The sequence below is a fragment of the Anabaena sp. TISTR 8404 genome, from assembly GCF_056847745.1.
The window spans coordinates 1,261,945-1,285,765 of sequence record NZ_CP180578.1 but is presented as its reverse complement, the minus strand read 5'-3'; the positions used below and the strand labels follow the sequence as shown (position 1 = coordinate 1,285,765).

At 41.3% G+C, this 23,821-nt stretch carries 26 protein-coding genes and 1 pseudogene; 12 read left to right on the top strand and 15 right to left on the bottom strand.

The window, feature by feature from the left end; genetic code table 11:
• The first annotated feature begins 369 nt into the window (after positions 1-369).
• A complete protein-coding gene (locus ACMX3D_RS05505) occupies positions 370-570 on the top strand; it encodes a hypothetical protein (protein WP_482750444.1) in 201 nt (66 codons plus the stop codon).
• 48 nt (positions 571-618) lie between these two features.
• On the opposite strand, the gene ACMX3D_RS05500 is transcribed toward ACMX3D_RS05505, so the two are convergent.
• The 4 genes from ACMX3D_RS05500 to ACMX3D_RS05485 all read right to left on the bottom strand — a co-directional run bounded on the left by ACMX3D_RS05500 (position 619) and on the right by ACMX3D_RS05485 (position 5,247).
• On the bottom strand, positions 619-1,314 hold the full coding sequence (locus ACMX3D_RS05500; protein WP_482750443.1) for a LapA family protein: 696 nt from the start codon (positions 1,312-1,314) through the stop codon (positions 619-621).
• Between the two features lie 85 nt (positions 1,315-1,399).
• Positions 1,400-2,020, bottom strand: a complete 621-nt coding sequence (locus ACMX3D_RS05495) for a flavin prenyltransferase UbiX (RefSeq protein WP_482750442.1) — start codon at positions 2,018-2,020, stop codon at positions 1,400-1,402.
• A gap of 19 nt (positions 2,021-2,039) precedes the next feature.
• Positions 2,040-4,391: a ribonuclease R family protein gene (locus tag ACMX3D_RS05490; RefSeq protein WP_482750441.1), complete on the bottom strand. Its 2,352-nt coding sequence runs from the start codon at positions 4,389-4,391 to the stop codon at positions 2,040-2,042.
• Positions 4,392-4,998: 607 nt separating this feature from the next.
• A complete protein-coding gene (locus ACMX3D_RS05485) occupies positions 4,999-5,247 on the bottom strand; it encodes a hypothetical protein (RefSeq protein ID WP_482750440.1) in 249 nt (82 codons plus the stop codon).
• A gap of 139 nt (positions 5,248-5,386) precedes the next feature.
• Here ACMX3D_RS05485 and ACMX3D_RS05480 point away from each other — a divergent pair, with 139 nt between their 5' ends.
• The 4 genes and pseudogenes from ACMX3D_RS05480 to ACMX3D_RS05465 form a co-directional block, all read left to right on the top strand.
• Entirely contained in the window at positions 5,387-6,229 is an 843-nt protein-coding gene (locus tag ACMX3D_RS05480; protein ID WP_482750439.1) for a hypothetical protein, read from the top strand.
• Between the two features lie 80 nt (positions 6,230-6,309).
• Positions 6,310-6,771, top strand: coding sequence for a hypothetical protein (locus ACMX3D_RS05475; RefSeq protein WP_482750438.1), 462 nt, complete (start codon positions 6,310-6,312; stop codon positions 6,769-6,771).
• Between the two features lie 18 nt (positions 6,772-6,789).
• Positions 6,790-6,933: a hypothetical protein gene (locus ACMX3D_RS05470; protein ID WP_482750437.1), complete on the top strand. Its 144-nt coding sequence runs from the start codon at positions 6,790-6,792 to the stop codon at positions 6,931-6,933.
• A 30-nt stretch (positions 6,934-6,963) separates the two neighbouring features.
• A pseudogene (locus ACMX3D_RS05465) lies at positions 6,964-7,149 on the top strand (hypothetical protein); the annotation flags it as partial.
• Between the two features lie 72 nt (positions 7,150-7,221).
• Here ACMX3D_RS05465 and clpP read toward each other — a convergent pair.
• Complete coding sequence (clpP, locus tag ACMX3D_RS05460; RefSeq protein ID WP_482750436.1) at positions 7,222-7,827, bottom strand: ATP-dependent Clp endopeptidase proteolytic subunit ClpP; 606 nt, start codon at positions 7,825-7,827, stop codon at positions 7,222-7,224.
• Between the two features lie 420 nt (positions 7,828-8,247).
• Here clpP and ACMX3D_RS05455 point away from each other — a divergent pair, with 420 nt between their 5' ends.
• From ACMX3D_RS05455 to ACMX3D_RS05430, 6 genes are all read left to right on the top strand, one after another.
• Positions 8,248-8,403: a hypothetical protein gene (locus ACMX3D_RS05455; RefSeq protein ID WP_482750435.1), complete on the top strand. Its 156-nt coding sequence runs from the start codon at positions 8,248-8,250 to the stop codon at positions 8,401-8,403.
• Positions 8,404-8,531: 128 nt separating this feature from the next.
• Positions 8,532-10,658, top strand: a complete 2,127-nt coding sequence (locus ACMX3D_RS05450) for a thioredoxin domain-containing protein (protein ID WP_482750434.1) — start codon at positions 8,532-8,534, stop codon at positions 10,656-10,658.
• Between the two features lie 59 nt (positions 10,659-10,717).
• Complete coding sequence (locus ACMX3D_RS05445) at positions 10,718-10,942, top strand: hypothetical protein (protein ID WP_482750433.1); 225 nt, start codon at positions 10,718-10,720, stop codon at positions 10,940-10,942.
• Positions 10,942-11,205 carry a type II toxin-antitoxin system RelE family toxin gene (locus tag ACMX3D_RS05440; RefSeq protein ID WP_482750432.1) on the top strand — a complete coding sequence of 88 codons (264 nt, stop codon included), beginning with the start codon at positions 10,942-10,944 and terminating at the stop codon, positions 11,203-11,205. The genes ACMX3D_RS05445 and ACMX3D_RS05440 overlap by 1 nt, the downstream gene beginning before the upstream one ends.
• Positions 11,206-11,285: 80 nt before the next feature.
• Positions 11,286-11,921 carry a molybdenum cofactor guanylyltransferase gene (locus ACMX3D_RS05435; RefSeq protein ID WP_482750431.1) on the top strand — a complete coding sequence of 212 codons (636 nt, stop codon included), beginning with the start codon at positions 11,286-11,288 and terminating at the stop codon, positions 11,919-11,921.
• A gap of 276 nt (positions 11,922-12,197) precedes the next feature.
• Positions 12,198-13,112, top strand: a complete 915-nt coding sequence (locus ACMX3D_RS05430; RefSeq protein ID WP_482750430.1) for an ABC transporter substrate-binding protein — start codon at positions 12,198-12,200, stop codon at positions 13,110-13,112.
• Between the two features lie 52 nt (positions 13,113-13,164).
• Here ACMX3D_RS05430 and ACMX3D_RS05425 read toward each other — a convergent pair whose 3' ends face one another.
• The 10 genes from ACMX3D_RS05425 to rimI all read right to left on the bottom strand — a co-directional run bounded on the left by ACMX3D_RS05425 (position 13,165) and on the right by rimI (position 22,081).
• Positions 13,165-14,118: an FTR1 family iron permease gene (locus ACMX3D_RS05425; RefSeq protein ID WP_482750429.1), complete on the bottom strand. Its 954-nt coding sequence runs from the start codon at positions 14,116-14,118 to the stop codon at positions 13,165-13,167.
• 116 nt (positions 14,119-14,234) lie between these two features.
• Positions 14,235-14,669, bottom strand: a complete 435-nt coding sequence (locus ACMX3D_RS05420; RefSeq protein ID WP_482750428.1) for a ferritin-like domain-containing protein — start codon at positions 14,667-14,669, stop codon at positions 14,235-14,237.
• A 152-nt stretch (positions 14,670-14,821) separates the two neighbouring features.
• On the bottom strand, positions 14,822-15,862 hold the full coding sequence (locus ACMX3D_RS05415; protein WP_482750427.1) for a ComEA family DNA-binding protein: 1,041 nt from the start codon (positions 15,860-15,862) through the stop codon (positions 14,822-14,824).
• Between the two features lie 191 nt (positions 15,863-16,053).
• Entirely contained in the window at positions 16,054-17,079 is a 1,026-nt protein-coding gene (locus ACMX3D_RS05410; RefSeq protein ID WP_482750426.1) for a multicopper oxidase domain-containing protein, read from the bottom strand.
• Positions 17,080-17,406: 327 nt separating this feature from the next.
• Positions 17,407-17,712 (bottom strand): hypothetical protein, encoded by a 306-nt coding sequence (locus ACMX3D_RS05405; protein ID WP_482750425.1) that lies wholly within the window; start codon positions 17,710-17,712, stop codon positions 17,407-17,409.
• A 5-nt stretch (positions 17,713-17,717) separates the two neighbouring features.
• Positions 17,718-18,008, bottom strand: coding sequence for a DUF3349 domain-containing protein (locus ACMX3D_RS05400; RefSeq protein ID WP_482750424.1), 291 nt, complete (start codon positions 18,006-18,008; stop codon positions 17,718-17,720).
• A gap of 62 nt (positions 18,009-18,070) precedes the next feature.
• Complete coding sequence (locus ACMX3D_RS05395; RefSeq protein ID WP_482750423.1) at positions 18,071-18,226, bottom strand: peptidoglycan-binding domain-containing protein; 156 nt, start codon at positions 18,224-18,226, stop codon at positions 18,071-18,073.
• Between the two features lie 156 nt (positions 18,227-18,382).
• A complete protein-coding gene (locus ACMX3D_RS05390; RefSeq protein WP_482750422.1) occupies positions 18,383-18,505 on the bottom strand; it encodes a hypothetical protein in 123 nt (40 codons plus the stop codon).
• A 129-nt stretch (positions 18,506-18,634) separates the two neighbouring features.
• Positions 18,635-21,106, bottom strand: a complete 2,472-nt coding sequence (locus ACMX3D_RS05385; protein WP_190983501.1) for an ATP-dependent Clp protease ATP-binding subunit — start codon at positions 21,104-21,106, stop codon at positions 18,635-18,637.
• Between the two features lie 426 nt (positions 21,107-21,532).
• On the bottom strand, positions 21,533-22,081 hold the full coding sequence (rimI, locus tag ACMX3D_RS05380; protein WP_482750421.1) for a ribosomal protein S18-alanine N-acetyltransferase: 549 nt from the start codon (positions 22,079-22,081) through the stop codon (positions 21,533-21,535).
• A gap of 192 nt (positions 22,082-22,273) precedes the next feature.
• Here rimI and lysA point away from each other — a divergent pair, with 192 nt between their 5' ends.
• A complete protein-coding gene (gene lysA, locus ACMX3D_RS05375) occupies positions 22,274-23,680 on the top strand; it encodes a diaminopimelate decarboxylase (protein ID WP_482750420.1) in 1,407 nt (468 codons plus the stop codon).
• The last annotated feature ends 141 nt before the right edge of the window (positions 23,681-23,821 follow it).

Sequence of the window (23,821 nt, the reverse complement as noted above, 5' to 3'; positions counted from 1 at the left end):
AACTTTTGGTCTGTGCTGTGAGAATTTTAGATTGGCATCACACTGTGTTTTTAACATCACATTATTGGGATTCTAAAATTCGCTGACATCAGGTTTTCATCAATAATTTTTGCCGATAAAGGTGTAAAAAATGACTGAATTTTTGAGCTTGTATAAGCCAAGCTTTACAAAATTGAAGGTTTAAACACAAAAACCGACGCATATCTTATACCATTTCACGAAAATCCTGATACAAATTCATTGGTTGTTTACTCTTTCCCCTTGCCCCCTGCGCCCTGCTCTCCTGCGGTCTATTTGTATCAAACTTAAAGTGAAACGGTATTACTGAACTAAGCCCAAATCAATGTGGTGTGTTAAGAGGCATCAACCATGACTCGAATTCGTGACGTTGTACAACAAGCTTTAGCAACTGGCTATTTAACGGTTGAAGCAGAAAATCAATTACGGCATTTATTAACTACACGCTATGACTTGGAAGATTTTAACGCCTTCATGAATTTGCAAGAAGCCGCAATGAACGGCAAAGTTAAGCAAGAATCGCGTGAAAGAAGTATGAAGTGTAAAGTATGAAGTATGAAATTTTATCCTTTTGACAAATGACCATTGACCATTGACTCATTACTTACGTGGTTTGTCGTCATCTTCAAATTCATCGTCCTCAAAAAATGACCAGTCATCATCAGCATCATTGGCTGGTTCATCAGCAGGCTGTTTATAGGGAGGAATGATGACGCGGTAATCAGCATCATAAACAGATTCAGTCTTCCCTACAGCAGTATTTTTCGGTTCACGGTAGCTGTAAGAGTAAGTTGAACCAGACTGAGAGGAACTTTTGGGTTCTGGTTGACGTTCTTCTGGTTCAAAATTACGTACAGGTTGAGTTGTTGGTCTAGGAGGAGGCGTTTGTGGCGGTTGTTCCTCAAAGTCCCAATCATCGTTGGTATTGCTGGTTTCCCAATCATCAAATTCTTCACTTGCAGCCGCCTGATTTTGACTAGTAGATGAAGGAGAAGTAAAAGGTGTAGATTTAGGTTCTTCCCTGCTAGGTGTTCTAACACGCCGTGAAGTGGCTGCTGATTTGGGGGTTTGCCGTGGCTGCCCTTCAAAATAACTTGATAATTTCAATAAAGTAGTGATTAATACAGATGTCAAAGCACCCGCAGTAGTAGCGAATAAAATCCACATCGCTAGGGGTAATGGTTGAGTCCGCATCCCCAAAAATACTAACGATATAGCAGGCGACCAGTTCTGCACTAACAACAATGTTAGTCCTCCTAGTATTGCCACCAGTAAAATTAAGCGAATTACAGCCATAAGAAAGTATGAATTATGAATTATGAAGTATGAAGTGTGAAGTGTGAAATATAAATTTCATACTTCAGCCTTCATACTTCATACTTTAGCGATGTCCTTGCCACCGTTGAATTGGGATGCAGTCAATCTCTAGTTGATCTAAAGTCCGGGCGACAACAAAATCCACTAAGTCTTCGATGGTTTGCGGGTTGTGATACCAAGCGGGAATTGCTGGGACAACTCTCGTACCCGCTTCTGCCAAGGTTGTTAGGTTCCGCAGATGAATCAGGCTAAAAGGCGTTTCACGGGGAACGATGACTAGTTTGCGTCCTTCTTTGAGTTGGACATCAGCTGCCCGTTCTAGTAAGTCGGAACTCAAGCCAGCGGCAATCTTGGCTACTGTACTCATACTACAGGGGATGATAATCATCCCTAAAGTCCGAAAGGAGCCACTGGCAATATTAGCTCCGACATCACTCCAAGGATGACAGCGTAGTTTGCCTGCAATGGCTACTCCTGCTTGTTCGCGCCAGAATTGCTCTTGTTGAGTTGGGTCGGCTGGCATCTTAATTTCCTGTTCTGCTTGCCAAACCATGTAAGTTGATTTAGAGGCAACTAATTCAATTTCATAGTCGGCGGCAAGCAAATACTTGAGAGCGCGAACGGCATAAATTAGCCCAGATGCTCCTGATACGCCAATGATTAACGGCTTGGTGTGATTTGACACGCGATTTTCTTAACAAAACTTATTCATCATCAGCATAAGGTTCTAAATCGCTAGGTTCAAGTTCACGAGAGAGATAAATATCGTCTCTGTCATCGTTAATACCAGAACTACCTAACCCTTTAGGTATGCCATCACTGCCAACGGTGACTAAATCAATTTGTTGACGGTAGTAATCGACACTTTTCACTTGTACGGATACACGATCGCCTAATCTATAAGAAGCGCGATTTTTGCGTCCAAACAAGGCTTGTTGTCTGGCGCGATATTCATACCAGTCATCTTTGAGCGAACTGACATGAACTAACCCTTCAACCCGTAACGGGGCGCTGGGATGTTTTTGTTTGGGCGAGTCTGTGGTTGGTACTTCAATTTCCACAAAGAACCCGTAGGACTGCACACCAGTAATTACACCTTGGAAGACTTGACCGATGCGCTGTTTCATCAGTTGGGCTTTTTGCAAACCTGCTAAGTCGGCTTCGGCTTCTTGAACTTCTTTTTCGCGGTCGTTGAGTTGAATAATTACTCTGGTCAAATCGCTTTGCAGCTCTTGTTGTAATTCTGGGGGTAAGACGTTCCAGTTAACTTCGATGTGAGAAGAAGAGTGACGCAGGTTAACGCGGTCTTTCACACGGGTATTGCGGCGATCGCGTCCGTGTTCTATGAGTCTGTAGTAAACTCTTTGCATAAGCAAATCTGGATAGCGGCGCAAAGGAGAAGTACAGTGAGTATATTGCGCCAATGCCAAGCCGAAGTGACTGCCTTTGGTGGTGCTGTAGGCGGCTGGTTTGAGGGTATCTTGCAATAGATAAGTTAACACCTGTTCGGAAGGTGATTCAGCAAACGCCCGTGTTAATAGCTGGTAATCTAGGGGTTGAATATCCGCTTCGGGATCTAATGTGAGTTCTACGCCTAAATTGATCGCCAGTTTGAGCATTTCTTGGACATCTTCGGGATCAGGTGCGCCTTGCGCTCGCCAGATAGCCGGAATGCCTAAAGCACTTAAATGTTCTGCCATTAGTTGATTTACCAATAGCACAAACTCGGTGAGGAGCGATCGCACAGTTAAATCGTTCACGATCACCGCACCTAACATTCCTTCATCAAAGTAAGGATTTTGATTCGGTGGTAGATTTAACTGCAAACTACCACGCCCTAACCGCACTTGTTTGACGATTTGGTGTAAACTTTCGAGGTCTTGGATTAGCTGTATTACTTCCTCAGATTCTTTGGAGGGTTGACCATTGAGAATAACTTCTGCTTTGTCTTTATTAATGGCTGTGTCTACATTAATTACACTCGGCTGAATTTCCCATTCTTCTACTTCACCCGTCGTGGGATCGATGGTAATCAAAAATGAGAGTGTGAGGCGATCGCTTCCCGCCACTAACGAACAACGGTCTGCTACAGTATCCGGTAACATGGGCAGTACTAAATCACCCAAGTATACAGAACGTCCCCGCTTCAAGGCTTCTCTATCTAATATTTCGTCTGGGTGAATGAAGTGAGAGACATCGGTAATGTGGAAGCCTAAACGCCAGCCTTTGTTTGTTTTTTCTAAACTCAAGGCATTTTCAACCAGCTTGGCATCAGCATTGACACCAGTAATTGCTAAGGTAAATAAACTGCGTAAATCTAATCTATTTTTTAGGTCAGCTTTCAATATCCTTTTCGGCAATTTAGAAGCTGCTTCTTGCACCGCTTCCGAGAAATTTCGGGATAGGTCATGTTTACAAGTAACTAAATCAATATCGGCTGCGGCTTCCGCATCACTACCCAAAATTTGCACTACTCTCCCGACGGGCGGATATTGTGCTAACGGATAACGCAGAACTTCGACATGGGCGAGATGGTCGATTGCTTCTGCTAAAGTCATGCCGTTTGTTTGCAACTTCAGTTCAAACAATAGTCGATCATCTAAAGGCACAGCCCGGAAACCACTTTCTACTTGTTTAATCCGCGCCAGTAAAGTGTGATTAGAACGTTCTAAAATTAACTTAACTTCGCCTTCAGGAGAGCGACGACGACTGCCTTCTTTAAGAACTCTTACCAAAACGCGATCGCCATTCCAAGCATTACTTAAATGACTTTCGCGGATGTAGATATCTTCAGCGCCTTCTACATCTTGAATTGCGAAGCAAAAGCCTTTACTAGAACAACGGAGTTTGGCTTCGATCATCCCTTCTTCAAAAACGCGGCGATATTTGCCTCGTTCTTTGACCAAAATCCCGATTTTTTCTAGTATTTCTAAGGCAATATGCAGCTTTTGTAAACTATCCTCATCTTCGCAGCCAAGTTTCTTTTCTAAAACTTTCCGAGCTACCAATTTATCATCGGTGAAATTGGCAAGGAGTGTAGCGATTGAAAATTCCATGCAGTGAACCGACCTTTGGTCAAAACATCATGTTGGTTTAATCTGGTTCTTTTCTGTATACCCTCACGGCCTACAGACACTAACTAACTGGAAACGAATTGCCCTGAGGCATGGTTCTGTGAAGTTCCAAGCGGAGGAAGCTGACATACCCAAAGATAAAGTCGCTTCTAAAATCTAGGAACTTCTCACTGCACGACCATTTCAGAGTTCGCTGGCGCTTTTTTGCCTCTTCATCTAACCAAACTGATAAAGTACGCCTGATTTGGGTTTTACCTAGTAGGTAATTACGCGAAGGCTTTTTGAGAGGCTGGCTTAAGATTACTCTCCACACTGCCCAAAAGCGCTAGGTAGGAAAAACCACAGGTGTTTGATTGTTTAGCTTGAAGGTGCTTTTACGCCATCAGACTCTGATTTTTAACTAGGAGAAACTGCCGATAAACCCAATTTTCCCATCTGTAGAATCGGTAACAATTAGGCCAGCAGTCATGCAAGCAGTGAGGGCGAACCGTATCTCCATTATTGTAGATTTAGAGCGTACTTCCAGGAAATAATTCTAGATAGAGAATTAGGTAAATAGTATAGCATTGAAGGTGATATCACCTAGCTATTAAGGGCAGTATTCGATAATTTTGTCAAAAAAATAGTTACTGCCGCAATGACAACACAGAAACACAGCACAATTATTACCTTGAATTTTAAAATACCAGAAAAATTGGACTGAGACTGCTGTAGTAGTTTTAGCAGGCGATCGCCTTGGGTGACGAATTAAATCTTGCCAAAACTTAGATTTAATTACATTTTTCTCTGCCGACACAGGAATTAGGGACTTAAAATTAAAATATTTCCATAGATTCACTGTGGACAAACTCAGTGATCTCCCACTACAGGTTAAAATTTCTCAAATTTGGGTGATCAACAGCAAGTACCAGTGATTGGGGCATATAGATAAAATTAACCCCGTAATTTAGCAGACATTAGATTTTGGTGACAGTATTATGTTGGCTCAATTTCAGAGCTTGTATCCCAACGGCAGTTTAACTTCCGAATTAGTAGACATCTTTCAAGGTAAATACATTGTTAGAGCCAGCGTGCAAATTGACGGTGTAACTCGTGCTACTGGGTTGGCAGCAGCAGAAACCGTAGAAGCCGCAGAAGATCATGCTCGAACTAGAGCGTTGATGGTTTTGGGGGTTGCAAGTTCACCTCAAATACAGGCTGAATCATCTCCTAAACCAACAATTTCAATACAACCAAATCCTGTTGTCAACACAACAGTAAGTGTGAATGAAACCACATATTCATCTACAAAAAACCAGGATTTAGAATTAGCCACAAGTAAACCTGAAATATCTTTACCATCTACTAGTAGTAAGAATATCGAGCCTGATTTATTTGCAACCGAGGCACTCAGCACTGATACTTACACTCCAGATTTAAGTCCCAGTTTGCCTTTGACTCCTAGCCGCGAACCAGCATTTATTCCCCCTGCGGATAATTTGGAAATCGAAGTGAGTCATCAGCCAGAAACCCCGGCATTTTCTGGGATGGCTGCAAGTAACGTCACACCATTTACGCCCCGCAATTATAGTTCTTCCGAAACTACAACTACTCCAACAACCACCAGCAAGAGAAAAAAGAAAGCTGAACCAGTCGATTTATCAGATGTCATTGCCAAAACCGATGTTGAACTGCAACGTTTAGGCTGGACACCAGAACAAGGCAGAGAACATTTAATTAAAACTTACGGTAAGCGGGGGCGTACCTTGCTGACGGAAGAGGAATTGCACAGTTTCTTACAATACCTGCAATCTCAACCTGATCCGATAGCGGGGTTTTGATGAGTTATTAGTCATTTGTCATTTGTCCTTTGTCATTGGTAAGCACTAATGGCAAAGAACTATTAAAAATTAAGATATTTATGGAACGATTAGATTTATCTGAGATAGTTGCTAAAACTGATATCCAAATGTACCGTTTAGGTTGGAATCCAGAAAGGTTTAGAGATTATTTGGTCAAGACATATGGTAAGCGATCGCGCGTTTTATTAACTGAAGAAGAATTACTAGAATTCCTCAGATACTTGAAAGCTCAACCTAATCCACCAATAGAACAAATTCTGATTGCTAGAATCAACTCCGAACTCGAACGTTTATGTTGGACAGGAAAGGAAGAAAAAGAATATCTTATAAAAACCTATAACAAGCAAAGTCTTACTGAGCTTAACCTTGCAGAATTAAGAGAATTTTTTAGATATTTAGAATCACAAGCGGTAATAACAAGCTCCTATGATATTTACAGTGAGTATGAAGAATTTCAAGATTACTATATAGATCCAGAAGAATTAGGCAAAGTAGTAAATAAACCATCGCCTGAAAACTGAGCTAAAACTGATGTCCAAATGCAGCGTTTAGGCTTGAGTGTAGAGTGGGGAAGAGATTATCTGATTAAAACTTATGGCAAGCGATCGCGCCAATTATTAACAGAAGACGAATTACTAGAATTTCTCGAATTTCTAGAAGCTCAAACTTCGTCACCAGAGTAATTTATTGAACCTCAGCCATTAGAAGAATTTTTGATTAAAGCGATCGCTAAAACTGATGTCCAAATGCAGCGTTTAGGTTTAAATGAACAGTGGTTAAGAGATCATCTCATTAAAACTTACGGTAAGAGAGGGCGCTATTTATTAACTGAACAAGAATTATTAGAATTTCTCAATTATCTTGAATCGCAACCCACACCTATAGATGAATCTACATAAAACTAGTAGGGTGAGAATTATAATTCCCACCCTACAACTAATGACTAATGACTAATGACCAATGACCAATGACTAAACCACAGCCATCGGACGGCTACCAGCAGCGTTACGGTCAATTACTTGGTCAATCAAACCGTATTCTCTGGCTTCGTCGGGTGACATGAAAAAGTCGCGTTCGGTATCTTCGGCAATGCGCTCAATTGGCTGACCAGTGTGTTCAGCAAGAAAGTCGTTGAGTCGCTTTTTGTGATACAAAATTTCCCGCGCTTGAATTTCAATGTCAGTGGCTTGACCTTGTGCGCCGCCTAAAGGTTGGTGAATCATAATCCGAGAATGGGGTAGACTCATCCGTTTGCCTTTAGCACCCGCACTGAGGAGGAAAGCTCCCATACTTGCTGCTAATCCGGTACAAATGGTACAGACATCTGGGCGGATATGCTTCATAGTGTCAAAAATACCCATACCAGCAGTTACCGAACCACCAGGGGAATTGATATACATATAAATGTCTTTTTCCGGGTCTTCTGCATCTAAGAACAGCATTTGAGCAACTATCAAGTTAGCTAAGTTGCTGTCAATCTGCTGACCTAAGAAGATAATCCGCTCACGCAACAGTCGTGAGTAGATATCAAAGGCGCGTTCACCTCGACCCGATTGTTCAATAACGATAGGAATCATGCAGCGTTCTTGTAGCTAATTTACATCTATTTTATCGATGACAACGGCTAATGGCTGTCGTCACCCCTAAGACAGCTAATTATCTCTTGAGTTTGATAGATGTAAATCATGATTACAGGCACTTTTTATAGAGAGAAGCGTCTAAGGAATTGTCCATTGTTTGCTGCGAGCGGTCAATTTAACAATATCTGACGCGCTGACTCAGGCAAAGCAAGGAAACCTACACCATCTCAGTAGCGTGGTTATCAGACTGCTGGAACAATATCCTTAAATGCGCATTCTGTTAATAAAGGTAACTTAATTTAGTAATTTCAGGACATTTGTCCAGAAAACCCCGACAAATTCGGAATTTCGTTAGTACGGGGTGTAGTTAAAAAAATGGATTTTACTTGCAGTGCTATCACTTGAGGGAGACCTGCCATGCTCGAAAAACTTGTGCAAGCCGCCATCATCACTTTCTTGCTCCATCTGATAGCAGGAATTAATCCTAATACAAAAATTCAAGCTAATGTCAAAGCACCCGCACAAGAAACATCAACAACAATCATCAGTTTTCTGTGGCGTTCTTTGCCCTAGTAAGATAAGGCAAAAGTAAAAAGACAAAAGGCAAAACTTGATTGAGTTTTGTTGAGGTGTGTATCTCTACTAATACTTCAAGAATGTAGACTGGGCAAAGAAGGCATCTATCCGCATACAAAAATATCATGACTAATCGCCTTGCTCAAGCCAAGAGTCTCTACCTACGTAAACACGCCGAAAATCCGATTGATTGGTGGCCTTGGTGTGATGAAGCTCTTGCGACTGCGAGGGCAGAAGATAAGCCGATCTTTCTTTCGATTGGTTATTCCAGTTGCCACTGGTGTACTGTGATGGAAGGTGAGGCTTTTTCTGATGCTGCGATCGCTGATTACATGAATACCAATTTTCTGCCTATCAAGGTAGACAGAGAAGAACGTCCAGACATCGACAGCATTTATATGCAAGCCTTGCAGATGATGAGCGGTCAAGGTGGTTGGCCTTTAAATGCCTTTCTCTCTCCAGAAGATTTGGTTCCGTTTTACGCCGGGACTTATTTTCCTATTGATCCCCGCTATGGTCGTCCCGGTTTTTTGCAAGTGTTGCAAGCTTTGCGGCGCTACTATGACACAGAAAAAGAAGATTTACGCCAACGCAAAGCCGTAATCTTAGACTCACTCCTCACCTCTGCGGTCTTACAAGATGGTGATCCCCATGAAATTCCAGAAAATGAATTACTGGGCAAAGGTTGGGAAACTAGCACCGGGATCATTACTTCCAATCAATACGGTAATAGCTTTCCCATGATTCCCTATGCAGAATTAGCACTGCGGGGAACTCGATTCCATTTACCATCTCGCTATGATGGTAAGCAAATTTGTACTCAACGGGGGCTAGATTTAGCGCTAGGTGGTATTTACGATCATGTAGGTGGTGGCTTTCATCGCTACACTGTTGATCCCACTTGGACGGTGCCTCACTTTGAAAAGATGCTTTATGATAACGGCCAGATTGTCGAGTATCTAGCGAATTTATGGAGCGCGGGTATTCAAGAACCTGCTTTTGCTAGGGCGGTGGCTGGTACTGTGCAATGGCTCCAACGGGAAATGACTTCCCCAGAAGGGTACTTTTACGCTGCTCAAGATGCAGATAGTTTCACTAGTGCTGATGCAGCAGAGCCAGAAGAAGGGGCTTTTTATGTGTGGAGTTACAGCGAACTAGAACAGCTGTTAACACCCGAAGAACTAACGCAATTACAGCAAGAGTTTACAGTTACTTCTCAAGGGAACTTTGAAGGGTTGAATGTACTGCAAAGACGTAATGCAGGGCAATTGAGTACAGAACTGGAAACTGCATTAGCTAAACTATTTACGGCTCGTTATGGTAACACACCAGAATCATTAAAGACCTTCCCGCCAGCGCGTAACAATCAAGAAGCTAAAACCCATAATTGGCCTGGCCGCATCCCCTCGGTGACAGATACAAAAATGATTGTGGCTTGGAATAGCTTGATGATTTCTGGGTTAGCTAGAGCATATAATGTTTTTCAAGAGCCTTTGTACTTGGAATTAGCAACACAAGCGGCTAACTTTATTCTGAAGCATCAGTTTGTCGATGGACGTTTCCACAGACTGAATTATCAAGGTGAAGCGACAGTGTTAGCGCAATCTGAAGATTACGCCTTCTTCATTAAAGCGTTATTAGATTTACATCAAGCTTATTTAACTCAGCAACGCCACTTGCTTCAAGTCGGGGAACCCGCCCAACGCAGTGGCTCCTCAGCACTTAGCACTCAGCACTCTGATTGGTTGGAAAAAGCGATCGCTATCCAAGAAGAATTCGACGAATTTCTCTGGAGTGTAGAACTAGGAGGATATTTTAACACATCTAGCGATGCAAGTCAGGATTTGATTGTGCGCGAACGCAGCTATGCAGATAATGCTACACCTTCGGCTAATGGAGTGGCGATCGCAAATCTTGTACGATTGGCATTGCTCACTGATAATCTGCATTATCTTGATTTAGCCGAGCAAGGCTTAAAGGCTTTTAGAAGTATTATGAGTAGCCATCCTCAAGCTTGCCCTAGTTTATTCACAGCTTTGGATTGGTATCGTAACTCTACCTTAATTCGCAGCACTACCGAGCAAATTAAATCTCTTATTTCTGAGTATTTACCTGTAGCAGCATTTTCTGTAGTCTCTAACCTACCAGACGGAAGCATTGCTTTAGTTTGCCAAGGTCTGAAGTGTCTTGCACCTGCAACAAGTGTTGAACAGATGTTGCAGCAAGTGCAGCAAAGTCAAACTAGAGGATGATTACTTTTTGTGAACCAGAAAACTGATAAAGTCTATTTACTACATAAAGCAAAATAGCAATGAAAACAGAACAAGAAAGAAAAGAAATAATTGCATCTATCAACGTATTGTTAAACCAAGCTTATGACAGTGTTTTAGATGAAATACTCGCGTATTTACAAAGAATTGATGATATAGAAGATGCGGAAGATTTACAAGCTATTAAAGAAGCTAGAGAAGATAGACGCTTCAATGGGACTGTATCTTGGGATGAATATCAAGGATATAACAAAGAAACGGCTTAATGTATCAAATTGAATTGACTAAGGGTGCTATAAAACAACTAAATAAACTACCAAGCAATATTAAAGAACGCATCGATGCTAAAATTTTAGATTTAGCTATAGAACCGCGTCCAGATGGAGTAAAAAAAATAAAAGGTGATGAAAATTCTTATCGTATTCGAGTAGGAGACTACCGCATAATTTATGAAATATATGATGATATTTTACTAATAAGTGTAGTTAAATTAGGGCATAGAAGTAAAGTTTATAAAGACGAAACTTGACAAATAAAAAAATTTCAAGGCCAATAACAACATTGAGGACAGGGGGAGACGAGGGAGAGAAGTAACTTAAATAGTGACCAATGACAAATAACTCAGTACTCAGCACTCAGCACTCAGCACTTCTATCTGCCATTGTCCTAGCTGGCGGTAAAAGTTCGCGTATGGGACAGGATAAAGCGTTGCTTCCTGTTCACGGAGTGCCTTTGTTGCAGCGAGCTTGTCATATTGCTGCGGCTTGTGCTGATATTGTTTATATCGTCACTCCCTGGCCAGAACGCTATCAACACTTAACATTGCCCCGTTGTCAGTTTATTCGAGAAGTGCCTTTGTCTGGTGAAACTGGCAATGAACCTTTAAATCATGGGCCGTTGGTAGGGTTTGCTCAAGGACTAGCGCAGGTGCAAACTGATTGGGTGCTGTTACTTGCTTGCGATTTACCGAAGTTACAGCTTGAGGTTTTGCAAGCATGGGTGGCTGAACTCGATAGTGTAGGGGAAGATGCGATCGCGGCTTTAGCACATCATACTAAAGGCTGGGAACCTCTGTGTGGTTTTTATCGCCCTCGTTGTTTGCCACAACTACTAGATTTTATCAACCAAGGCGGGCGATCTTTTCAGCAGTGGCTTAAGCAACATCCTGTACAAGTGTTGTCTTTACCTGCTACTGATATGCTGCTTAACTGTAACACTCCAGAAGATTGGGCGTTGATGCAGTAAAAACAGTATTTTAGCAAGCAATTAGTCAATTTTTGATTAAAGGTTCTAGATAGTAAAAAGTTTTACTATAAATTTTTTACCAAATTCAATATTTGTTATTTACTTAACAGTAGTTTTACGACCTTCTACTGTATATTATGTAAAGCTTTTCTCAATAAACCTTGTATACTTAATGGCGAGTAGCACAGCCACAAATTCTTGGGGAATTTCGGCTAGTGTTTAACTCGCTTTTTTATAATATATAAGACCCTAATTAAAATAATTTGCTTTTTTTATATGTATCGTCGTTGGATATTATCTGCATTAGCTATTATATTAAGTGTATTTTTAAATGCTTGTAGCACGGCAAATACTCAACAGCCACAAGCGCAAACAACAAATATTGCAGTAACAACTAATAATCAACAATCTGCTACAAGAGTTGTTACTCTTTCATCACTTTCTACAGATATCATTTATCAACTTGATAAAACCAAGCTAGTTGGAATTACTGGAAGTTCATTATTTAAAAATGACCCAGTTCTTAAAAATATTCCTCGCATTAGTGAAGGACAAACTCCTCCTAATTTAGAAAAAATTGTGGCTCTAAAACCAGATTTAGTCATTGGTGTAGAAGGTTTTTCCAACCAAGTCATTCAAAAATTACAAGAATTAAAAATTCCTACTTTACTTACTCAAGTTAAAACATGGGAATCTTTAGAAAATCTGACTCAAAAACTTGCTGATTTAATTGGAGCCAACCCCCAACCTTTGTTAACTCGCTACAAAAGTTTTTTGCCAGATCAACAAGTTCAAAATGTTTCTACGCTAGTTTTGGTGAGTAATCAACCAATTCTTACACCAAATAAAAACAGTTGGGCTGGAGATTTATTAGAAAAATTTCACATAAAGAATGTAGCAGCAGAATTACAAGGTAAAAGTCCTTTTGGTGGTTATGTTACTCTATCAGCCGAGAAAGTTTTAGAAGCTAATCCACAGGCAATAATTGTAGTCAATCCTCCACAAGCAAAATCAAATACAGAGATTTTAGAATCTTTTAATAAAGAACCTTTTTGGCAAAAACTCAAAGCAACTCAAAATAAGCGAGTTTATATTTTTGACTATTATGGATTGGTCAATCCTGGTAGTATCGATGCAATTGAAAAAGCTTGCCAGCAACTTAAAAAAGATTTGTTTGCATTAAATGGATAAATTAAATTAGGGTGAGTATTATAATACCCACCCTAATTTTTGTAGTAATAGCTTACTTTTGGGCAAGAGAAACATTTTTAGTGGATTTAGATTTGGGAATCTCGCCACCTAAACTGCGGAAGTATAACCCGCCAACAGTTAGCAAAAATACAATATATCCCACTGCTTGCACAATATATAGATTTTCTCTATAGCCAAATAAAGATTTCAGAATAATGCCTGGAAATTGATCATCAGGCAAAATACTAGAAGTATTCCAAACTATCGGCCCTAAAATGCAAGAATGGACTTTGGTAAAGTGTTCATAATAAAAACAAAGGCTTTCGGAGGCGCGACTGCTGAGGGCTAAGTTAGCGACAGCATCATCAAAATGTTTTAATGCAGAAACTACTAATCCAGCAACAATCAACACCAATAAAACGCCCATAACTTGGAAAAATTGGCGAATATTGATTTTGACACCTACTTTAAATAACAATACGCCAATTCCAGCTGCTACCAGTAAACCACCAAGAGCGCCAATTGTCGGAATCAGACCTTGCTGAAAATTAGCGGCGATAAACAGTACGGTTTCAAAACCTTCGCGGACTACAGCTATTAAAATTAAACTGAAAACGCCCCAACCAGCATTTGCTTTTTGTGTGAGTGCTTCGGTAACAGCACCTTCAACTTGGGCTTTCATAAATCTGGCTTGCTTCGTCATCCAGATTAGCATCCAACTGAGCATAGCGATCGCCAGCACACTAAATATACCTTCCAGTGCTGGTTCAACTACAGATGTGTATTGCGGATTAATTTTTCCTAGTGCTTGAATTACAACGCTAAACAGCACACCTATCAATGCGCTGACAGCAATACCAACGCCAACACCAGCATACACCCAAGAATTCAGTCGGGATTGTTTGGCTTTTTTCAATAAAGCCAACACTATCCCCACAACTAAGGCGGCTTCTACTCCTTCTCGGAGTGTAATTACAAAAGTAGGTAAGGCAGTACTAAAATTCATTTTTCTTAGTCCAGAGTCAATAGTCCAAAGTCAATAGTCTAAAGTCAATAGCCCAAAGTCAATAGTTAAGTGTCTATATTTTTGACCATTGACAATTGACTATTGACTATTAACTATTAACTAAAATCCCGGAGCATTTTTTTCAATTCGAGATTATGCAACTCTTCTTGTCCAATCATGCCACGAGCAAATTCTTCTAAATAGACACTAGCATTGCTGACAGTATCTAAAAGAGTTTTGTACAATTCCAATGCTTTCTTTTCATGAGATAAGCTTTCTGCCAAAATGTCTTTGACGGAATGCTTAAAAGTTTCTTCCATCGGTGCAATTCTGAGTGTGGGATGCCCATCTAAACCTGTGAGAATTTCTCCCACTTGTTGGGCATGAAGTAAAGATTCACTCGCTTGCGCTTTAAAAAAAGCCACAATAGGAATGCGATTCGGCCCAGTCACCATCAAGGAGTAATGTGTGTAGCGTACTACTCCTGCTAACTCAAATTCCATGATGGTATTGAGGAGTTCTATAGTCTTTTGCTGGTCAAGTTCTTGCATCAGTTGTTAAGTTCAGCAATATACAAATGGAGCGTCACGAGTAATTAATTAGGCATGAAGCACAGAACATTTTCACGTTTCACATCTAATTATTTGCTCACGGCTCACTCATTTTAAACTTTTGACTCTGTATTTTTCTGTTAGTTTTGAGTCTATCGTTGTGCCTGTGTACTTGATTTATCAACAACTTTTTGAGAATTTTGCTCAATGGTTTTGATTAACTGGGTTACTTCATCAGGCGTTTTCACTGGTTTAGCAGGAGGAATGGCGCTAGGCCAGACTTTGATGAGTTCACTGAAACTAGTTTCAATTGCTTTGTGTGCTTCGGGACTATCTTGCGCTACTTGACTAGAAATACCTTTGTATAAGTCGTTGGCATAAACAACGAAGCCACGAGAGTCTTGATATTCAATGGCTGCGGCTATTTTACCATCAGCGATCGCTGCTCTATATTCCGAGTTCGCTGCATCCAATAATCCATTAATTACTTGGAGGACAAATCCTGGTTTTGTGCGTTGGGCTTCTGGTAAAACGGCGATCGCGCCATCTACAGATTGCACAGAAGTAGTAAAATTAGTTTTGATTTTGGCATTCTTCGGATTAGATTTCACCAAATCTTGCAAACTTACCAAAGTTGTCTTGAATTCTTTAACTTTGCGTTCATTCAGTTGATCTTCTACATCCACATAGATTTCCTCAACTGGGTGTCCAATATGCGGTTCTGCTTGTTTTGGCAGATTTTTGTCTAACAGTTCTTGTGCTACTAAAAGATGTCCTTTCATCAAGCCTAACTTTGTCATGTAATCAACATCTTTGGCTTCACCTGTCAGCACAACTTCTTGAACAGTTACTTGGTCTTTAATTTGGTCAAACTGTTCTTGTGTGATTACTTTTTTATTAACTAAATCTTCTGGAGTCGCATAAGGACGGTTCGCCTGAATTTTATTCGATAAGGCTGGAACACCTAATTTAGCTTCAAATTTATCTAACTCTGATAAGATAGCGTCATTTATATTAATTTTTGCTTTGCTACTGTGACCACTGTGAGTTGTAGTTTCTGTAACTTGGGCTGTTGATGTTGAGTTAGTACCTGGTGTAGATGGATTTTCGGCAGTTGGTGTGCTGTTACATGCACTCAGGGTAACAATAGCCGCAGTAGCAATAGTTAAACAAAAGTATTTAAAATTTTTCATCTCTTCAGCAGTTGATATGACTCAGTGTCGTAGAGTTTGCTATGCTCATTTTGCAGGTAATGCAATACTTTTGCAACTACCTCCTAAATTTTTGAATATATTTTCATATCTTTTTCAAGATAATTGAGACTCAAACCCATTAAAATAACTATTTATGGATAATTTAAGTCAGATTTTCTTGACTAAGCAAATTAAGAACTTTTGAGAAAACTTTGAGAAGAATTATCAGCAATTACTTCAAATTGACCCATGCAACCATTTTCTGCGATCGCATCTTGATGAGGATGGAACATATACTTACCTGGATAGCGGAAGGCAAATTCTAAAATGTGCCGTTCTGCTACACCCATTGTGATCACATCGGTTTTCTCGCTGGGAGTCATAGTCATACCACTGCGGTAAACATCAAAGAAGTTGGCGTGTAAATGGAAAGTCACCGCCGGATCATATTCAATGATGTTGAGAACATACAGCCGAACCAACTGATTTTGATAAATCGGGATGGGATGATGCATGTAGTGATGTGGCAATCCGTTAAAAGCGTAGTATTCATTATGGCTATCGTCGTTTACGTCATACCCAGCCATCACTAAGACAATCTCATCGGCCGGAGGGCGCGGCGTGGGGGGATCAATGATAAACATCCCGTATAAACCCTTAGCAATATGACGGGTAACTGGTTCAATATGGCAGTGGTACAAATGAACGCCATATGGTTCTGCGTCAAATTCATAAATTGCAGCGCTACCATTGCTGACGGGACGAATCCCATCCATCTCTGCGGGATGAACACCATGAAAATGTAGAGAGTGAGAATGTCCCGCCTTATTGAGAAATAATATCCGCACGCGCTCGCCTTGTTTCGCCCGTAGTGTCGGCCCCGGTATGCGACCATTTAAATCCCAGACGTTGTAAGAAACAGCGCTATTAAGTTGAATTACCGAAGTACCCGCAGTTAACTGAAATTCTCGTACAGTCCGCCCGTTTTCCTGCTTTACTGTGCCATAATCAAAGTTTCGCAGCATCTGCATAGGATTAGCAACTTGATTTGTTGCTGCCATCTCCAGAGGTGGTACTTTGACTATCGACTTGCTTTGGGCGTTCAGGGTGTGCCAAAGTGCCGCCGTACCTACAAATCCAGCACTGCCTATTCCCAGTTTCAGCAGTTGACGACGACTTAACAGTTTCTCTTTACCCAGAAAGAAGTTGTTAGGCATAGCCTTAAAATCACAAAATTGGCACAAAAAAAGTTGCAAAATATTTGCAACTGATATCATTTATAATATCGTAAGTAAGAATTATTAGCAATAATTGTTAATTCTACATTGCATCTATCGCAGGTATCAAATCTGAGTTAGAGAAATTATTTTTGATGCAGGCGATCGCTTACTTATTCTACGAGTTTTTTACTTACAAAGCTTTATTGTTGTAATCACATCAATCTAAAATATATTTAATATTTGAATTTACATTTACCCCAACGTCAATATTCAATATATCTATCTCAAAAATTAACTCCCCAATTTCACCAAACCTGCCTGAAATCATATCCGTCCACAAGCACCTGTTTCATTGAGACGGAAAGTAACCAGCCAGCCAGTCGGATATTCTTGACGTGCTTTTTTTTCAGCAATCTCTATATATGGGTCAATAAAATAATCACCACTGTTTGGTTCAATAACAATAAACCAGTTGTAATGTTCATCTATTAATTGCGGACACACTCTATCAAAAGTCACACGCGCTTTTTGCCCACGATCATTTCTTTCTTCTGCGCGTCTAGCTAACTCTTCTGGTGGTAAAGTAAATTCTGGAAAGATTCTTCCTTGTTGATGATAATTCGATCGCATCTAAATTACTCATCTAGCCACTTTTGATAACCGCAATTAAGTAAAAGAGTTTTTAAATTAGCAATAGCTTCAGCTTTAGGAATATCAATTGACTGTACTCGATATACATCATTGAGTACCACACTATACTCTTTACCAAGGTAGTAGGCGATAACTTCTGCTACGTTTCTATCTGACATTTCCTCACTTAGTATTGCTAAAAGTGGTTCATAATTTTCAGCTTCGATACCATCAGGAAAAGCACATTGGATTAATTTATAGGTGCTTTGTAGATAAGGTGGAATAGTTATTTGCATAATTAATTGAGGTAGTACTGCCCAAGGCTGTTGAGAAGTACGCTGCTATTAGCTAACTGTTCCTATATAGCCATCAATTTATGCTGAGTTTTTTCATCAACAATTCCAGTTACTTCCAAACCATACTCTAATTGGAAAGCCTTCACTGCACGCTTCATTTCTTCATCAAAAATTCCATCAGGTATACGCTTAAAAAAGCCTTTACTGAATAGTATCATTTGAATATTTGTTATCCAGCCATTATCCCTGTCTCCTATTGAGTAGCCTGTTAAAGCTTCATATTCCTCATTAGATAAAACTCTACCACCATAATGTTGGAGCCATTCTACTAGTTCTTGTGAATCTGTTTCAACTGAAATGAGATACTCACCTGTTTATGGCTTTTTATTAGTTGCTGTATATGTTTTTAGCTTTCCTCTGAATTGCTGATTCCAAAGTTCTTGCTGTATATTTCGTGCAGTATCTTCATCGGTAAATCCAAAATGGAATTTAGGCATGGTAGTTTCTCCTTGAATCATAGAACTTAGTAAACAGCTTAACCATTGTGACAAGAAAACAAAAACGGTAGAGAAATATATCCTCTACCGCTTACTAATATTTACTTGAGACTCAATTCCAAAGGTTAATTACGACTCAATACCTTGAGGTAACAACTCCCGGCGCTGTTGAGAACTGACTTGCACATTGCCGTTTTCATCGACATCAACTAAGGCAGTATCGCCATCTTTGATGCGACCAGAGAGAATTTCTTCGGCTAGGCTATCTTCTAACAAGCGCATAATTGCCCGACGTAACGGTCTTGCACCGTAGCTGGGGCTGTAACCTTCTTGGATGAGCCTGTCTTTGAAGCGTTCGGTGACTTCTAAGGTGATGCCTTTTTCTGTCAGGCGACCAAACACTTCTTTGAGCATGATGTCGGCGATTTGGGTGACTTCTTCGCGGTTGAGTTGACGGAAGACGATGATTTCATCCAAACGGTTGAGGAATTCTGGACGGAAGTACTGTTTAAGTTCTTCGTTAACCAGAGTTTTAATGCGGTTATACTGCGATTCACCAGCATCTTCATTAAATTCAAAGCCGATGGTGGAAGCGCCTTTTTCAATTACCTTGGAACCGATGTTGGATGTCAAAATCAGCAAGGTGTTCTTGAAGTCAACGGTGCGACCTTTAGCATCGGTTAACCGACCGTCTTCTAAAATTTGCAGCAGCATATTGAAGACATCGGGGTGGGCTTTTTCGATTTCGTCGAACAGCACCACGGTATAAGGACGACGACGTACAGCTTCGGTTAATTGACCGCCTTCGTTATAACCGACGTAACCTGGAGGCGAACCAATCAATTTGCTGACGGTGTGGCGTTCCATATATTCCGACATATCCAGGCGGATCATTGCTTCTTCGGAACCGAAGAAGTAAGAAGCCAAGGATTTTGCCAACTCAGTTTTACCTACCCCAGTCGGCCCGGAGAAGATAAAGCTGGCGATGGGTCGGTTGGGGTTTTTCAAACCGACACGCGCCCGACGGATTGCCCGTGAAACTGCTTTCACTGCGTCTTCTTGACCGATTAAGCGCTGATGCAAGGTGTCTTCCATGTGCAGCAGCTTCTCGGATTCGGACTCGGTGAGCTTGTTGACTGGTACACCTGTCCAGGAAGCAACGATGTGAGCAATGTCTTCTTCGGTAACAACGGGTTCTACACCGTCACCACTTGCACCGTTGGTTTTGCTTTGAGCGATCGCCCGGATTTCGGCTTTGATTTCCATTTCTCGATCGCGCAGTTCCCCGGCTCTATCAAAGTCTTGGGAACGCACTGCATCATCTTTTTCTTTTAAGATTTGGCGCAGTTCTTTATCTAACTCTTTGGCTGCGGGGGGCAGTTGGGAGTTGATTAACCGCACGCGCGAACCTGCTTCATCAATCAAGTCGATGGCTTTATCTGGCAAGTAGCGATCGCTGATATAACGGTCAGACAATTTCGCTGCTGCAATCAAAGCTTCATCAGAAATTTTCAACTTGTGATGTTGCTCGTAGCGATCGCGCAATCCATGCAATATTTCTATAGTTTCATCGACTGTCGGTTCACCTACCATTACTGGCTGGAAGCGGCGTTCTAAGGCTGCGTCGCGCTCGATGTGTTTGCGGTATTCGTCGAGGGTGGTAGCACCGATACACTGCAATTCACCTCTAGCCAAAGCTGGTTTGAGGATGTTAGCTGCGTCGATCGCACCTTCGGCTGCACCTGCACCAATCAGGGTGTGTACCTCGTCAATTACGAGAATCACGTTACCCGCCTGGCGAATTTCATCCATGATTTTCTTCAGGCGTTCTTCAAATTCACCCCGGTATTTGGTTCCTGCTACCAGCAAACCGATGTCTAGCGTGACTACGCGCTTGTCTTCCAGGATGTCGGGGACATCTTTGTTGGCAATGCGGCTCGCCAAACCTTCGGCGATCGCAGTCTTACCAACCCCTGGTTCACCAATCAGCACTGGGTTATTTTTTGTCCGGCGACCCAAGATTTGAATTACACGCTCAATTTCTTTCGCGCGTCCTACGACTGGATCAAGTTTATTGTCCGTCGCCATCTGGGTTAGGTTCGAGCCGAATTCATCCAAGGTTGGAGTCTTAGTGCGTCCCGATTGCCCGGTCGCCGAAACCTCTGCTGTTTCTCCCAGCATTCGGATGACTTGGGTTCTTACCTTAGATAGATCCACCCCAAGGTTTTCTAGCACCCTAGCTGCTACACCTTCCCCTTCCCGGATCAGGCCCAACAGCAGATGCTCGGTGCCAATGTAGTTATGCCCTAATTGGCGCGCTTCTTCTAGGGATAGTTCTAGAACCCGCTTTGCCCGTGGCGTAAACGGAATTTCCACGGCCACAAAGCCTGAACCCCGGCCTATGATTTTTTCTACTTCAATACGGGCATCTTTGAGATTGACACCCATTGATTTCAGCACCTTGGCCGCAACTCCTGTGCCTTCCCCGATCAGACCCAGTAGGATCTGTTCGGTTCCCACAAAGTTGTGACCTAAACGGCGGGCCTCTTCTTGGGCCAGCATGATTACCTTAATGGCTTTTTCTGTGAAGCGCTCAAACATGGCTTTATCCTATCACCTGCGTCGTGCCGGTACGCTGATTTTAGCACAGGCTAAGGTTTTGGGTGTCTGTATCAGAGATAATAGACATCCAAGGGAGACTACTCAATTTGATGGATGAAGTTGTCAACTGTTTATGAATTTTGCTGCGGCTACTGGATTGAGGAGCTTTGATTTACTAGCTTTTCAGCCTAGATTGTAAATAGTTAGCCGCTGTTATTAATAAATATTATTTTACCAGTCACAAATATTAATTATTAGCATATTTTGACACTAAAAGTCAAAATTCTGATAAAAACATTTTTTATTTTAACTGAAAAATAAATATTGATTAAATATTCTAATGAGTTAAAGGTTGTGATTTGTCATTGGTTATTGGTCAATAGTCAAGAGTCCATAGTCAAAAGTTATTCTTCTCTGCTCCCCGGACTAACTAATTAATTGCCAAGAGAATTGGCTCAACTGTTTGCTAACAATGGTGTGCCAATTGTCTAAAGTTTTTTGAAACTGGGGATATTGCAAATCTGATAGCCAAAGAATCAGAGCATCTTCGCCGTTATCTTTGTAGTAACGTCGTCGCCGCCCAGCGGTTTTGAAGCCAAATTTCTGATATAAGGATATAGCGGCAACGTTAGAAGCTCTAACTTCGAGGGTGGCTCGTTCCAAACCGCGATCGCAAGCTGTCTTCAACAAAGCGTACAATAAAGCCTGTCCTAAACCTTGACGGTGGTATTGGGGATGAATCGCCAAAATTGTAATGTGGGCTTCGTCTAAAATCGCCCAAAAGCAGCCCATACCTAAAAGTTGAATGCTAGACAATGGTGAAAACAAACCCAGTAATTCGCTGTTAGGACTGTCCAACTCGCGTTGGTAACCTTCCATTGTCCAAAGACCCCCAAAACAAGCTTGATCGAGTTCTAAGATTGCACTTAGGTCATTTGTTGTAAGCGATCGCAATTTTAAGTCTGATGAAATCACATTTATCAAAAGTGCTGAGTTAAAACTGCCTTAACGTATAAGTTGATTAATGGCTATGGGAAAGTTCTCTCCTACTTTTTACTTTACTCAGCACTCAGGACTCAGGACTCAGGACTCAGCACTGTGTTGGTAAACTTAAAATCGGGATACTTCCTCACGCCCTTAAGTTAAACAAGGACAATTTATATAGTTATGGTATCGACTCACCCCACTGAGGTTCAATATACTGGTACTCAGTATTTGCCTCAAAGGCTCAACCCAAACGAAACTGTTTCGCCCAACCAGGAACTTTTACCCTTAACAGCTAAAGTTAACAGTAATGATTGCCTGGAAATTGGTGGGTGTGATGTCACAACCCTAGTTCAGCAGTTTGGTTCGCCTTTATATATTTTAGATGAAGAAACTCTCCGTTCGGCTTGTCGGCAATACCGAGATGCTTTTAAGCAATACTACCAAGGTGAATCTCAAGTATTGTATGCTTCCAAAGCATGGAATTGTCTAGCTGTTTGTGCGATCGCGGCCTCAGAAGGTTTGGGAATTGATGTCGTCTCTGGGGGCGAACTTTACACAGCCTTAAGTGCTGGCGTTAGTCCTGAGAAAATTTACCTCCACGGAAATAATAAATCATCAGCAGAACTAACTTTAGCAATTGAATCTGGTGTCACGATTGTTGTAGATAACTGGCAAGAATTGCACAACTTGGTGGAATTGACCCAAAACACCCAACCAGTTCGCATCATGCTGCGATTGACTCCTGGTATTGAATGTCATACCCACGAGTATATTCGCACCGGACACTTAGATAGTAAGTTTGGTTTTGACCCCAACGACTTGGATGAAGTATTTACCTTTGTCAGCAAGCAACCTACTTTGAACTGTGTGGGTTTGCACGCTCACATTGGTTCACAAATTTTTGAACTACAACCCCATCGAGACTTAGCTGCTGTCATGGTGCAGTGGTTCCGGGATACTGCTAAGTACGGTTTAAATTTAACCGAATTAAATATTGGTGGTGGTTTAGGTATTCGCTATACAGAATCCGATGATCCACCGAGTATTGAAGATTGGGTAAAGGTAATTTGTGAAGTTCTTCAAGAAACTTGTGCAGCGGAAAATTTGCCATTACCAAAGCTATTATGTGAACCAGGGCGATCACTAATTGCTACAGCATGTGTCACTGCCTATACCATTGGCGCAACCAAAGTAGTACCAGAAATTCGTACCTACGTATCTGTTGATGGTGGAATGTCCGATAATCCCCGACCAATCACCTACCAGTCAGTTTATCGGGCTGTAGTTGCTAATAAAATGTCTGCTAGTGTTACAGAAACAGTCACAGTAGCTGGTAAACATTGTGAATCAGGAGATATCCTAATTAAGAATGCCCAACTACCAAAAACTGAACCCGGAGATATTCTCGTAGTTATGGCAACTGGTGCTTACAATTACAGTATGGCATCTAACTACAACCGCTTACCCCGACCGGCAGCAGTAGTAGTGGCAAATGGCGAAGCAAATTTGATTTTGCAACGCGAAACTTATCAAGACTTGATTCGACAAGATTGCCTACCAGAAAGACTCAAGAAGTCTGAAGTATAAAAGCTGAAGTATGAAAACTGAAGGATGAAGGCTGTAGATCCGAAGGGGCTTGCCGCAGGCTAGGTTAAAAACTAAAGGATGAAATTTATACTTCACACTTCATACTTCACACTTCACACTTCACACTTCACACTTCACACT